The sequence below is a fragment of the Luteibacter rhizovicinus DSM 16549 genome, from assembly GCF_001887595.1.
Lineage (GTDB): Bacteria > Pseudomonadota > Gammaproteobacteria > Xanthomonadales > Rhodanobacteraceae > Luteibacter > Luteibacter rhizovicinus.
The window spans coordinates 444,215-455,925 of record NZ_CP017480.1 but is presented as its reverse complement, the minus strand read 5'-3'; the positions used below and the strand labels follow the sequence as shown (position 1 = coordinate 455,925).

General features: G+C 66.6%; 14 protein-coding genes. 8 read left to right on the top strand and 6 right to left on the bottom strand.

Annotated features, from left to right (window positions below; genetic code table 11):
• Positions 1 to 8: 8 nt before the first annotated feature.
• Positions 9 to 1,139: a signal recognition particle-docking protein FtsY gene (gene ftsY, locus BJI69_RS02165; RefSeq protein WP_075019285.1), complete on the bottom strand. Its 1,131-nt coding sequence runs from the start codon at positions 1,137 to 1,139 to the stop codon at positions 9 to 11.
• 64 nt (positions 1,140 to 1,203) lie between these two features.
• Here ftsY and rsmD point away from each other — a divergent pair, with 64 nt between their 5' ends.
• The 8 genes from rsmD (at position 1,204) to BJI69_RS02125 (ending at position 7,393) form a co-directional block, all read left to right on the top strand.
• Complete coding sequence (gene rsmD, locus BJI69_RS02160) at positions 1,204 to 1,776, top strand: 16S rRNA (guanine(966)-N(2))-methyltransferase RsmD (protein ID WP_046968691.1); 573 nt, start codon at positions 1,204 to 1,206, stop codon at positions 1,774 to 1,776.
• Positions 1,777 to 1,802: 26 nt separating this feature from the next.
• Positions 1,803 to 2,306, top strand: coding sequence for a pantetheine-phosphate adenylyltransferase (gene coaD / locus BJI69_RS02155; RefSeq protein ID WP_046968692.1), 504 nt, complete (start codon positions 1,803 to 1,805; stop codon positions 2,304 to 2,306).
• Positions 2,307 to 2,323: 17 nt separating this feature from the next.
• A complete protein-coding gene (locus BJI69_RS02150) occupies positions 2,324 to 2,827 on the top strand; it encodes a hypothetical protein (protein WP_046968710.1) in 504 nt (167 codons plus the stop codon).
• A gap of 168 nt (positions 2,828 to 2,995) precedes the next feature.
• Positions 2,996 to 3,253 (top strand): YfhL family 4Fe-4S dicluster ferredoxin, encoded by a 258-nt coding sequence (locus BJI69_RS02145; protein WP_046968693.1) that lies wholly within the window; start codon positions 2,996 to 2,998, stop codon positions 3,251 to 3,253.
• 63 nt (positions 3,254 to 3,316) lie between these two features.
• A complete protein-coding gene (gene ggt / locus BJI69_RS02140; RefSeq protein WP_046968694.1) occupies positions 3,317 to 5,017 on the top strand; it encodes a gamma-glutamyltransferase in 1,701 nt (566 codons plus the stop codon).
• A gap of 10 nt (positions 5,018 to 5,027) precedes the next feature.
• On the top strand, positions 5,028 to 5,879 hold the full coding sequence (locus tag BJI69_RS02135) for an MBL fold metallo-hydrolase (protein WP_046968695.1): 852 nt from the start codon (positions 5,028 to 5,030) through the stop codon (positions 5,877 to 5,879).
• Between the two features lie 28 nt (positions 5,880 to 5,907).
• Positions 5,908 to 6,963: a TMEM43 family protein gene (locus tag BJI69_RS02130; RefSeq protein ID WP_244465312.1), complete on the top strand. Its 1,056-nt coding sequence runs from the start codon at positions 5,908 to 5,910 to the stop codon at positions 6,961 to 6,963.
• A 19-nt stretch (positions 6,964 to 6,982) separates the two neighbouring features.
• Positions 6,983 to 7,393: an MAPEG family protein gene (locus tag BJI69_RS02125; protein WP_046968696.1), complete on the top strand. Its 411-nt coding sequence runs from the start codon at positions 6,983 to 6,985 to the stop codon at positions 7,391 to 7,393.
• Positions 7,394 to 7,493: 100 nt separating this feature from the next.
• On the opposite strand, the gene BJI69_RS02120 is transcribed toward BJI69_RS02125, so the two are convergent.
• The 5 genes from BJI69_RS02120 to BJI69_RS22710 all read right to left on the bottom strand — a co-directional run bounded on the left by BJI69_RS02120 (position 7,494) and on the right by BJI69_RS22710 (position 11,684).
• Positions 7,494 to 8,774, bottom strand: coding sequence for an EAL and HDOD domain-containing protein (locus BJI69_RS02120; RefSeq protein ID WP_046968697.1), 1,281 nt, complete (start codon positions 8,772 to 8,774; stop codon positions 7,494 to 7,496).
• A 52-nt stretch (positions 8,775 to 8,826) separates the two neighbouring features.
• Positions 8,827 to 9,273: a flagella synthesis protein FlgN gene (locus BJI69_RS02115; protein ID WP_046968698.1), complete on the bottom strand. Its 447-nt coding sequence runs from the start codon at positions 9,271 to 9,273 to the stop codon at positions 8,827 to 8,829.
• Positions 9,270 to 9,575, bottom strand: coding sequence for a flagellar biosynthesis anti-sigma factor FlgM (flgM, locus tag BJI69_RS02110; protein ID WP_046968699.1), 306 nt, complete (start codon positions 9,573 to 9,575; stop codon positions 9,270 to 9,272). Before flgM ends, BJI69_RS02115 begins: the two co-directional genes overlap by 4 nt.
• 103 nt (positions 9,576 to 9,678) lie before the next feature.
• Positions 9,679 to 10,380: a flagellar basal body P-ring formation chaperone FlgA gene (gene flgA, locus BJI69_RS02105; protein WP_052767291.1), complete on the bottom strand. Its 702-nt coding sequence runs from the start codon at positions 10,378 to 10,380 to the stop codon at positions 9,679 to 9,681.
• Positions 10,377 to 11,684, bottom strand: coding sequence for a methyl-accepting chemotaxis protein (locus tag BJI69_RS22710; RefSeq protein WP_046968700.1), 1,308 nt, complete (start codon positions 11,682 to 11,684; stop codon positions 10,377 to 10,379). Before BJI69_RS22710 ends, flgA begins: the two co-directional genes overlap by 4 nt.
• Positions 11,685 to 11,711: the final 27 nt, after the last annotated feature.

Here is an 11,711-nt window from a genome sequence, read left to right as displayed (position 1 = left end):
ACGCTCACTCAGCCACCGAGGCTCGCCGGCAACAGGCCGTCGACGAAGGCTTCCGCGTCGAAGACGCGCAGGTCCGTCGCGGTCTCGCCGAGGCCTACGTAGCGAATCGGGAGGCCAAATTCGCGGGCGAGGGCGAACATCACGCCGCCCTTGGCGGTGCCGTCGAGCTTGGTCACGACCAGTCCCGTGACGCCTGCGGTCTGGCGGAACTGGCGGAGCTGGCTGATGGCGTTCTGGCCGGTCGTGCCGTCGATCACCATGAGCACCTCGTGAGGCGCGGCGGTATCGAGCTTCTTCATGACGCGCCCGATCTTGCCGAGCTCGTCCATCAGGCCACCCTGGGTGTGCAGGCGGCCCGCCGTGTCGGCGATCAACACCTGGGTGCCGCGGGAGCGGGCGGCCTGGAGTGCATCGAAGATGACGCTGGCCGAATCCGCATCCTGGCCCTGGGAGACCACGGGAACCTTATTGCGCTCGCCCCAGGTCTTCAGCTGTTCCACGGCAGCGGCGCGGAACGTGTCGCCCGCGGCCAGCATGACGCTGCGTCCTTCGTCCGAATAACGGCGCGCCAGCTTGCCGATGGTCGTGGTCTTGCCGACACCGTTGATGCCGACGGTCAGGATCACGAAGGGGCTGAACGTGGATACGTCCAGCGGCTTCTCGACCGGCTTGAGCAGGGCGACAAGCTCGCGACGCAAGGCCTTGAGCAGATCGCCCGCGTCGGCGAATTCGCGCTTGTGCATGCGCTTGCGCAGATCCTCGACCAGGTTGCTGCTGGCCTCCACGCCGACATCGGCCGTGATCAGCGTGGTTTCCAGTTCGTCGAGGAGATCGTCGTCGAGCTTGGGATGACGAACGAAGAGCGTGGTGAGGCTCTTGGCGAAGCCACTGCCGGAGAGCCGCTCGCGCCAGCTCCGCTTGGCCGGCTGCGCCGCTTCGACAATCGAGGCTTCCTCCGCATCGGGCTCGACATCGGGGGCCTCGGGCTCGGGCAGCACGGTTTCCGCGAGAGCCTCGGAGACTACCGGCCCGGCGTCGATCGAGGCTGCATCGGCGACCTTCTCCACGCGCTCTTCGGGCGTCACGGCGTCGGGCGTCGCGGTGGGTTCGACGGGCTTCTTCTTCCAGAACTTGAGCATTGCGCCAGCGATTCAAAGACAATAGGCGAATGCTAGCACTCCCGCCCTCACTGGCCGCTGAGCGATGAGCGCGTCAGGCCGCGTCCGCATCATCGGCGGAACCCTGCGCAACTCCCGTCTCGAGGTCCCCGACCTGCCTGGCCTTCGGCCCACGGCCGATCGCGTCCGCGAGACCCTGTTCAACTGGTTGCAGCCCGTGGTGGGCGGGGCGCGTTGCCTCGACCTCTTCGCGGGGACCGGCGCGCTTGGGATCGAGGCGCTGTCGCGTGGCGCCGCGGCGGTGACCTTCGTCGAACGCGAGCCGCGGCTTGCCGCCGCCCTGAAGGCCAACCTGGCCAGGCTGAAGGCGCCGGGCGGAGAGGTCGTCGGCGACGAGGCTTCACGGTGGCTACGAGGCCCCGCGCGGCCGTTCGACGTGGTCCTGCTGGATCCGCCGTTCGCCCTGGATGCCTGGGCCGAGACCGCGCGGCTGCTCGAAGAGGGGGGCTGGATCGCAGCCCATGGCTGGATCTACGTGGAAGCCCCGCGCGGCGCGGCCTTCATCCTGCCTGCCAACTGGCTGATGCACCGCCAGGGTCATGCCGGGGAGGTCTCCTACACCCTCTATCGCCGCACCCCGGCCGATCCGTTAAGCTAGCCCGCGCTTTCATTCGACCCGCCTCCATGACTTCTCTGCCGGCCAATCCGCGACTTGCCGTTTATCCCGGCACGTTCGATCCGATCACCAACGGCCACGCCGATCTGGTGTCCCGTGCCGCGCCCCTGTTCGACCGTATCGTGGTCGCCGTGGCGGAGAGCCGGAACAAGGGTCCCGGCTTCAGCCTTGGCGAACGTATCGCGCTGGCGCGCCTGGCCCTGGCCGACCTGCCCAACGTCGAGGTTCGCGGCTTCGACTGCCTGCTGGCCCACTTCGTCGCCGAGATCGGCGCGGGCGTCATCCTTCGCGGTCTGCGCGCCGTGTCGGACTTCGAGTACGAATTCCAGCTGGCCAGCATGAACCGTCACCTGATTCCCCAGGCCGAGACGCTGTTCCTGACCCCGGCTGAGCAGTACAGCTTCATTTCCTCCTCGCTAGTGCGTGAAATCGGTCGCCTGGGTGGCGATATTTCCGGCTTCGTGCATCCGGCGGTGCAGCAGGCCATGCGCCAACGCTGGCGCAACTCTTGAAAACAAAGGTGATCATCATGCGTAAGTTCGTCCTCGCCGCGTCCGTGGCCCTGACCGCCGCCCTGGCTCTCTCGGCCTGCAACAAGTCGGAAGACACCGATCAGGCTGCCACCCAGCAGGAAGCCGCCGTCGCGAAGCCGACCAACCCGACCGATACCAAGGCCTGGAGCCAGTACTTCGGCCAGATCGTGCGCAAGAACATGCAGGGCATGACGGCGGATCGTCCGTTCCCGTACTTCGTGCCGGCCGGTGACGACCAGGCCGGTCAGGACGGTCGTGCGCGCCAGCTCGAGAACGTCCAGGGCACGGTCGCCCGCGGCGTTACCCCGGGCAACATGCTCGTCTTCGGTGGCCCGGAATCGGGCAAGACCGCCGACCTCGTGATCGAAGCCTTCAAGGGCGCGAACGCCGGTTCGTTCAAGAACGTCATCGTCCTGTTCATCGGCGACCAGGCCGACCAGCAGCGCGTCGCCGACGCACTGGCCCCCTCGGGCGCCACGTTCCGTTTCGTCGCGTACTGATCGACGTTCACGGAGTCGAAGGAAGGGCGCCGCACTCGCGGCGCCCTTTTTTTGTGTGGGAGCCGGCTGTGCCGGCGATTGGGGACGAGGCAAGCTGGCTATCGCCGCTGAAGCGGCTCCCACAAGAGAAACCCGCGGCTCCCCCCACTTCGGGGTAAAATGCCGGCTATGTCCCTGATCATCCTCGACACCTGCGTCAACTGCGACGTCTGCGAACCCGTGTGCCCGAACAAGGCCATCTCGCTCGGCGAGGTGTATTACGAGATCAACCCTGACCTGTGCACGGAGTGCGTGGGCCATTTCGACGTACCCCAATGCGTCGAGGTCTGTCCCGTCGAGTGCATTCCGGGCGATCCCGATCGCGTCGAATCGCGTGAGCAACTGATGCTCAAGTACGAGCACCTGATGGCAAAAGCCGCCTCGTAAGCCCTTGCCCGGTGTCATCGGTTAATCTCGCCGACAGCGATATCTCTTTCGGAGCGAAACCCCATGGTCCATGCCCCGTCGTGGCGCGTACTCGCCGCGAGTCTTTTTCTTGTCGTTGGCGCTGGCAGCGCTTCCGCACAGAGCGCGCCCGTTCCAACCAAGGGCCCCGGTCATGCCGCCATCGCCAGTGCCAACTACCTGGCCACGAATGCCGGCTTCGAAGTCCTTGGCAAGGGCGGCAATGCCTTCGACGCCGCGGTCGCGGTGTCATCGACCCTCGCCGTCGTCGAACAGCAGAGTTCGGGTATCGGTGGCGGCTTCATGGCCTTGCTGCATCGTGCTTCCGACAACCGTGACATCTTCATCGATGCGCGTGAAACCGCGCCGAAGGCCGTCGACATGAAGGTCTACGTCGGCAAGGACGGCCAGCCCAATCGCGATACGTCGACGAACGGTCCGTTATCGGCCGGTATTCCGGGCGAGCCGGCCGGGCTTGTCTGGATGGCGGCTCATTACGGCAAGTTGCCGCTGTCGGTTTCCCTCGCGCCGGCGATCCGCATCGCCACCGAAGGATTTCAGCCGGACGCGCGCTTCCTCGGCACCATCGAGGACCGCAAGGACGTCCTCGCGCGCTATCCCGCCTCGGCTGCCATCTACCTGCCGGGTGGCGAGGTGCCCTCCGCGGGCTGGACGCTGAAGCAGCCCGACCTCGCGAAGACGCTGCAGCGCCTCGCCGCGAAGGGGCGCGACGGTTTCTACAAGGGCGAGACCGCCAGGCTGTTGGTCGACGCGTCGCGCGGCGCTGGCGGCAACTGGACGGCTGCCGATCTCGAGGCGTACCAGGCCAAGGAGCGCGAGCCGCTTTCGGTCGACTACAAGGGATATCGCATCGTCACGGCGCCACCGCCGTCGTCCGGCGGCATCGCCATTGCCGAGATCCTCAACATCCTTGCCGGCTTCGATCTCGCGAAGCTCGACGTCGCCCATGCCACCCACCTGACCATCGAGTCGATGCGGCGTGCGTTCCGCGATCACAACGAATACCTCGGTGACCCCGACTTCGTGAAGATGCCGCTCGACATGCTGTTGTCGAAGTACTACGCCGATGGCCTGCGTGCGACGATTTCGCCTGACAAGGCGACGCCGTCGGATCTGCTGCCTGCCGCCATGGCTCCGGAGCCGGGTATGCACACCACGCATTTCTCGGTGATCGACGCCGAGGGCAACATGGTCGCTTCGACGCTCACGGTGAACCTCGAATTCGGTTCCGCGTTTGTCGCCAAGGGGACCGGCGTCGTCCTCAACGACGAGATGGACGACTTTGCCCTCGTCCCCGGCCAGCCGAACGCCTTCGGTCTGCGCGGTGCGCTGGCCAACGCGCCGGAACCGGGCAAGCGCATGCTGTCGTCGATGTCGCCCAGCTTCGTCTTCGGCGCCGACCGCACGGCCGTGATCGGCTCGCCCGGCGGTTCGACCATCATCACGCAGGTGCTCGAAGGCATCCTTGCCTTTATCGATGGCAAGAGCGCCACGCAGATCACCGCGCAGAAGCGCTATCACCACCAGTACCTGCCCGACCGTGTCGACGTGGAAGCCGGCGTCTTCGACGATGCGACAACCAAGGCGCTGACCGATATGGGCCATGTGCTGAGGAATCGCTCGCCGTGGGGCTTCATGAACGTGGTGACCTGGGACCATCGGACGAACACGCTCGATGCGGCCAGCGATCCGCGCCGTCCGTCAGGCCTGGGCAAGGTGCAGTAAGGTTGCCCGCATGAAGCTCTGGTCACTTATCGGCAATTCGCAGCGGCTCGACGGTGGCGCGATGTTCGGCAACGCGCCGCGCGCCATGTGGTCGCGCTGGGTGGCGCCGGACGCGGAAAACCGCATCCCGCTCGCTTGCCGCTGCCTCCTCGTCACCGGGCTGGACGGCCGGAACGTGCTGTTCGAAACGGGTATCGGCGCCTTCTTCGATCCGGCCATGCGCGAACGGTTTGGGGTGGTCGAGGACCGTCACGTCCTGCTCGATTCGCTTGCCGAAGCCGGTCTTCGTCACGAGGACATCGATGCCGTCGTGCTGTCGCACCTTCATTTTGATCACGCGGGCGGCCTTCTCGCCCCGTGGGCGGAGGGGCAGGCGCCCACCCTGCTGTTTCCGAACGCGCGTTTCCTGGTCGGCGCCGAACACTGGGCGCGCGCCCGCGATCCGCATCCGCGCGACCGCGCCTCGTTCATCCCCGAACTGGTCGGCCTGCTCGAAGCGAGCGGCCGGCTCGAACTGGTCGAAGCCGGGCGTTCGTCGTCCCTGGGCGAGGCTGTGCGCTTCGAGTTTTCCGAGGGCCACACGCCGGGTCTCATGCTCGCCGAGGTGGGCGGTGTGGTCTTCTGCGCTGACCTCATTCCGGGCCGGCCCTGGGTACATCTGCCGGTGACGATGGGGTACGACCGTTGGCCGGAGAAACTGATCGACGAGAAGCGGGTGTTTCTCGACGACAAGATCGCACGTGGCGTAAAGCTGTTCTTTACCCACGACCACGGGTGCGCCATGGCCTCCGTGGAAAAGGACGGTAAAGGCCGTTACACGGCTGCCGATACGCATGAACGACTAAGCGGCATCGAAGCGTAAGGACGCCGATGATGGGCACGGGGGCAGGATGAAGTCGAAGCACAAGACCAATGACGGCGGGATGGCCTGGGGCGCGCGCGTCGCCGGCGCGGTGCTGCTACTCGCGGGACTGGGCCTGATCGCCTGGAACGAACACCGGGTCATGGACTATGGCGCGGCCATGGCCCGCCATGGGTCACCCGTGCTGGATCTGGGCGATGCAGGGCGGCCTTCCGCGGGGCAGTACGGTTCGATGACGCGTGTAAACGGCACGCCGCAGATCCTCGATGCACCGCGCGATCCGGAATTCGATGTCCGCGCGGATTCACCGATCCTCATCCGCCATGTGGAAATGTTCCAGTGGCGCGAAATAACGGTCGGTGGCAGCACGCACTACGAGCTGGACTGGGTCGATCGTCCCATCGATGCGACCAATTTCGCCAAACCGGCGGGGCACGTCAATCCCGGCGCTTTCCCGATCCAGGGTCGTCAGTTCGAAGCGGGTGAAGTGAAGCTGGGCAACTTCAAGCTGTCCACGCCGATCATTCGCGCGTTTCCCGGGCGTATCGACATCGCGCCCGACGAGCACAAACTGCCGCCGAATCTCGCCGCGACCTTCCAGCGGGTGGGCGATAAGCTCGTCACGAGCAGCAAGCCGTCCAATCCTCGCCTGGGCGATCTTCGGGTCAGCTGGGAAGCCGTGCCGGTGCAGCCAATGACCGTGCTGGCGCGCATCGATGGCGATACGCTGGCGCCGCGCGAGGTGAAAGACGGGGATCCGGGCTTCGAAGTTCAGGTCGGCGATCGCAGCCTGCTCGACGTGTTGCCGGCCATGCCCGAGCCACCCCAGGCCGTCCTCCTGGTTCGTCTCGCCGCCTTCGCGTTCGCTGCCCTGGGTGCTTTCCTGCTGGCTCTCACCAGTCGTCTGCGCCGGGATGTGCTTTTCGCCGTGGGCGTCGGCGCCGTGGTGGTACCCGCTGTTGCCGGGGTGATATGGCTGGCTGGCGACGCGATGACGGCAAGCGTATGGTTGCTCGTTGCCGTGCTCGGTGCCGGTCTTGCCATCTGGCGCGTGCAACAGCGATCGGCATCACGGTCGGACTGATCCAGACAGGAGCGACACCATGCGCATCACCGGACTCTATGCGGCACTGCTGACCTTGCTCATCCTTGGCCTGGCCGTGCGCGTGATGCTCATTCGCCGGCGTACGCGTATCGGATTGGGCGACGGCGGCGACCGAAGCGTGGCCTGTGCGATTCGTGCCCATGGCAATGCCGTGGAGTACGTGCCGCTCGCGCTGATGCTGTTGCTGGTTCTCGAACTCGACCAGACGGTGCCGCTGCTGCTCCACGCGTTCGGTATCGCCCTGTTGCTTGCGCGCGTCGTTCATGCGATCGGGCTGTCGCGCGCGGCGGGTAATTCGCCGGGGCGCGCGGTCGGGGCGGGTCTGACCCTCGTCGTCATCGGCTTGATGGCCTTGATGCTGCTTTGGCAGTACGTGGTGATCCACGTCATTGCGGCGAGCGTGACCTGACCGATCGCCGGTCTTTGTGGGAGCCGATTTATCGGCGATTGGCGCTACGGCGTCACCGCTCCGTTGGCTTTTCGCCGATGAATCGGCTCCCACATTTCTTTCAGGCTTCGGCTTCGACCACGGCCGTGCCGTCGGCGAAGGCGTAGACGTGGTCGGCCCAGCTGGCGGCCTCGACGTACATGGCGGCCATCGTCTGCAGGTGCTGCGTGCGCAGCGCCGAATCGCTTTCCAGCTCGCCCTGTTCCCAGTGACGGATCTGGTCGAGCAGCGGTGCGAACGGGCCGGCACCCTCGAGCAGCGCTTCGCGGATTTCGATCGCGAGCGGGAGGTGTTCGAGCACGTAGGCCATCGACACATTCATCAACGTATCGAGCAGTGAGAACAGGCCGGCGGTGAAGGCCATTTCCTGCAGCTCGGGCTTGATCGTGCGGGCGAGCTTCTCGCACATGTGTGCGCGGATCAGTGCGAGGCGAAGCAGCTCCGGCGGACGCTCGTCCATGCCGGAGACGGCCATGGTGAAGATCCAGTTGCGCATGCGATTCACGCCGAAGAACACCGCGGCTTGCTCCACCGATTTCAGCTGGCGGGGCAGGGCGAAGTAGGCGGAATTCACGCAACCGAGCAGCTTGTAGCTGAGCACGGCGTCGTCGCGGATGATCTTGCCCAGCTCGACAGGACCGTTTTCGGGATCCTGCAGCGCGCCCATGAGGCGCAGCACGCCAAGCTTGCTCGGCGCCAGACGTGGCATGTCCACACGCTCGGGACGCAGCAGGTACTTGCCCTGGAAGCCGTCGACATCCTGGTCGGCGTAGTCGACGAAGGTTTCGTGTGTGTCGATGCCAGTGACGATGACCTTGACGCCGAAGGCATGGACGTAGTCCATGTGCGCGCGTGCCGCGACCGGATGACGATGATCCACCGCGATCTTGGCGAACTGCACGATGCGCAGCAAGGCATCCACGCCGGCCCTGTGTTCGGGGTCGGCGGGGAGGTTGAAGTCTTCGAGCATGAACAGGCAGCCATGACCCTTCAGCTCGCGGAGCTTCTCGAGCAACTGGTCGTCGGTACCGACATCCGCACTGATGCTCGCGCCGAGGCGCGCGTTATGGCGAAGGATGTCCGCATGCTCGAGGAGCAACTGGGGCGACATGTGCAGGAAGGCACGATTGTCGCGAACGAGTCGCTTGAGGCTGCCGTCCGCGATCGCGCTCAGCGTGGCCTGCGTGTGTGCAAGCGCCGCGGCGTCGATATCGCTGCCGATGGGGCGTGGGAACAGAAGTTCATAGGCGAACAGCGCCTGCTTTCTGTCCAGGATGGGTACGCGGACGATCGGGAGGATGCCGTCGTCATTCACCGCTGTCGGCTGGGGGGTCACTGCCATTGCTTTGTTGGTGCGCCGTCTGGGTGAGTCTGGGGAATGGTCTCGGTGGTGGTCAAACCTGCGCGATGGTGGCGGAGCGCAGTTTCACCCGCGCAGTGTCACCTTTGGGGCCGTAGGTGGAACCACCCGGCGAATCGCCCGCGAGCAGCGCAAGCGCCTGGCGAACGTGACCGATTCGCTGGCCGACAATGCGGCCGTTTACTTCGTTGAGTTTGCGGCACTCGACCAGGCGTTCGATCGTGTGCGTCCAGCGTGCATCGTTGAGCGTGTCGACACCGGCGGCGTCACCCAGATGGCGACGCTCGGCATCCAGCTTCTCGATGCGGTCGAGCAGTTTGCCCTTCGCCCGGCTGACTGTGTCGAGCGCATGCGTGTCAGCCTGATCGAGCGCCATGCGCTCGTCGATCAGGGTGGCGTGCAGCGCGTCGACCTCACGGGCGAGGTCGCCCATGACGGCGCGGACGGCCGTGTCGAAGTCGGAGTCGAGCGGGTGGGTCATGCCTTGCTGCCGATCTGGCCTTCCATCGCAAGAAACTTGCTCGCGATGGCCTGGGCGTCAGGCTTGTAGGTGCCGTCGGCCAGCTTGCTGCGGATTTCGTCCACGCGCTTGCTGTCGATGCCATCGCCGCGGCTGGCGGCGTCGAGCGCCTTGGCCGAGTCGGTGATCTTGACGCTGTCGTCGCTCGGACGCACCGAGCTGGCGCTCTGCGTCGAGGCGGCGGAGCCGGCAGCCGGGTTCTGGGTGCGGAGCTGCACCTGGGGCTGCGGAGCCTGGATACCGGGTTTGATCGTCGTCGTCATAGTGTGTCCTCGGAGCTTGTGTCCTTCAAACCCCTTATCGGCGGCCTGTCGGCGAACTTTAACTGGCCCTAGGCCGGGAAGTGTGACCTGGTTTGGATTTTGTTCATGGCAGTACCGCGACGGTGCCCGGCCCGGTGACCACGGCATCGAGCACCTTCCCGGATGAAGCGTTGCGTACCTTCAGGCGGGTGCCGGTATCACCGGCACCCATGGCCACGCCGGCGACGCGGATGACCACGCCCTCGACGTCGGCCTGCATGCTGACCGAATCGCCGATGCGGACGGTCTGGCGTCCGGCGAGCATGCCGGGCGTCAGTACCGTGCCGGCGCTCAGCGGCCTGGCAAGCGAGCGACCGTCGATCTGACCGATCTCCGCGACATAGCCGTAGGCGAGGCTGGTGATGTCGCGCTCCTCGGCGCGGACATCCCCGGCCCCGACGCCGTCACCACGCGCGAGCGGGCGGGTGGTGACCAGCACAGGGGTAAACATCTTGACCCGCACCGGCACGCGCACGGTCCAGCCGCCCGGCACCGGGCAGTGCACGGCGACGCTCACCCGGGCGCCGAGGGGCCGGTTGCCCGGAAGCGACGATTCGAGCGGCTTTGGGCAATCCGCCAGCCGGAGGCGGCTGTCGAGCGGATCGGCTTCGACGGTCATGCGAGCGCCGGGAAGGGTGCGGTTCTGCTGGAGCCAGGTCACCGCCGCCACGCGCACCGCCTCGACCGTCTGCCCGGCCAGCGCGCAGAGCGGCAAGGCGAGCAGGGCGGTCGCGGTGATGCCGCGGGCGAGGGTCGATGAACTCACGCGGCGCGTTCCGCCAGCGATGCGGACAGGCCCTGGGTGATCGCGTCCAGTTCCCTGTTGAGCTCGGCGACCATGTGGCTGGCATCGGCATGACGGCCTTCACCGAGCGTGATGGCGTAGTGCGACGCGAGGGTCGAGAATCGCTCGCCGGCGGCACGGATGCCCTCAGTCGGACTGTCCGGTCGACGCAGGCGGAACTGGTCGATGCAGCGCATGAGTGGCGTGGTATCGAGCCAGCGACGGTCGAGGCTGGCCGGGTCGCGCGAGGCGAGTTCCACGGCGAAGCGAAGGCCCTGGCTGGCTTCACGGATCATCTGGCTGAGGCTGGCGGCGTCGAGGTCGCCCTCGGTTTCGAGGCGGCTCAGGCCCAGGCGGTGCGCAAGCACGGCGGCGCGCGCTGCGGCGTCGGCCTGGCGACGGGCGTCGTTGGTGACGCGGCCGAGGGTTCCCTGGGTCGCCTGGATGGCCGCGATGCGGCCCTGTAGCGCACCCATGCCTTCGCGGGCTGCGTCGATGTTGCCGCGCGCCCCGCGGGCGGCTTCGTCCACGCGACCCATCGAGGTCTGCATGCCGGCGATACCCGACTGGGTCTGGTCCAGGCGACGCAGGCTGTTCTGCACGGCGTCATCGAGCTGGCCGGCGAACTGGCCGACGGCCTCGGTGGTCTGGTCGATCTCGGCGGTGGCCTGGGTGGTTTTCTCGGCGAGTTGCTTGACCTCGTCGGCAACCACGGCGAAGCCGCGGCCGGCCTCACCCGCACGTGCCGCCTCGATCGCGGCGTTCAGCGCGACGAGGTTGGTCTGGTGGGCGATGTCCTGAACCGTCGCGGTCAGCTTGCGGATCGCGGTGAAGTATTCGGAGAACTGCGCATGGTTGCGGCTCATGCCCGAGAGGGCGCTACGCAGCAGGCGCAGCTGGCCGTCGAGGTCGCCGGCCGTGGCCAGGCCCTGGCTGCCCGAGTCGCCCATGCCGGCGGCGCCGGCGTAGGCCTGGTCGAGCGCCGTCGAAATCCTGGCGCTGGCATCCGTCAAACGTCCGGCGGTGTCGCGGGCGCCTTCCACCACCTTGCCGAGCTCCAGCAGGGTGCCACCGAGCGCCTGTGCGTTCGTCAGCACCATGCCTTGCTGCTCGATCGCCTGGATGGTCGTCGCTGGCGCGGTGCGCGGTTCCGCCGGCTTGAGCAGGGCGCCCATGGCGCTGGCCGCGGCCGGGTACTGCGCGGAGAGGGCGCGAACACGCGCCGCATCGCCCTGGGAGGCGGCGTGGGCGAGGAGGCGGACGTGCTGGCTCCAGAGGAGGGTCATGATTTCGCTTTCGTCGGATGGTCGCTC

Bases quoted from the DNA above. Each gene is read 5' to 3' on its own strand.
- ftsY (WP_075019285.1), bottom strand. From the start codon at position 1,139: ATGCTCAAGTTCTGGAAGAAGAAGCCCGTCGAACCCACCGCGACGCCC.
- rsmD (WP_046968691.1), top strand. From the start codon at position 1,204: ATGAGCGCGTCAGGCCGCGTCCGCATCATCGGCGGAACCCTGCGCAAC.
- coaD (WP_046968692.1), top strand. From the start codon at position 1,803: ATGACTTCTCTGCCGGCCAATCCGCGACTTGCCGTTTATCCCGGCACG.
- BJI69_RS02150 (WP_046968710.1), top strand. From the start codon at position 2,324: ATGCGTAAGTTCGTCCTCGCCGCGTCCGTGGCCCTGACCGCCGCCCTG.
- BJI69_RS02145 (WP_046968693.1), top strand. From the start codon at position 2,996: ATGTCCCTGATCATCCTCGACACCTGCGTCAACTGCGACGTCTGCGAA.
- ggt (WP_046968694.1), top strand. From the start codon at position 3,317: ATGGTCCATGCCCCGTCGTGGCGCGTACTCGCCGCGAGTCTTTTTCTT.
- BJI69_RS02135 (WP_046968695.1), top strand. From the start codon at position 5,028: ATGAAGCTCTGGTCACTTATCGGCAATTCGCAGCGGCTCGACGGTGGC.
- BJI69_RS02130 (WP_244465312.1), top strand. From the start codon at position 5,908: ATGAAGTCGAAGCACAAGACCAATGACGGCGGGATGGCCTGGGGCGCG.
- BJI69_RS02125 (WP_046968696.1), top strand. From the start codon at position 6,983: ATGCGCATCACCGGACTCTATGCGGCACTGCTGACCTTGCTCATCCTT.
- BJI69_RS02120 (WP_046968697.1), bottom strand. From the start codon at position 8,774: ATGGCAGTGACCCCCCAGCCGACAGCGGTGAATGACGACGGCATCCTC.
- BJI69_RS02115 (WP_046968698.1), bottom strand. From the start codon at position 9,273: ATGACCCACCCGCTCGACTCCGACTTCGACACGGCCGTCCGCGCCGTC.
- flgM (WP_046968699.1), bottom strand. From the start codon at position 9,575: ATGACGACGACGATCAAACCCGGTATCCAGGCTCCGCAGCCCCAGGTG.
- BJI69_RS22710 (WP_046968700.1), bottom strand. From the start codon at position 11,684: ATGACCCTCCTCTGGAGCCAGCACGTCCGCCTCCTCGCCCACGCCGCC.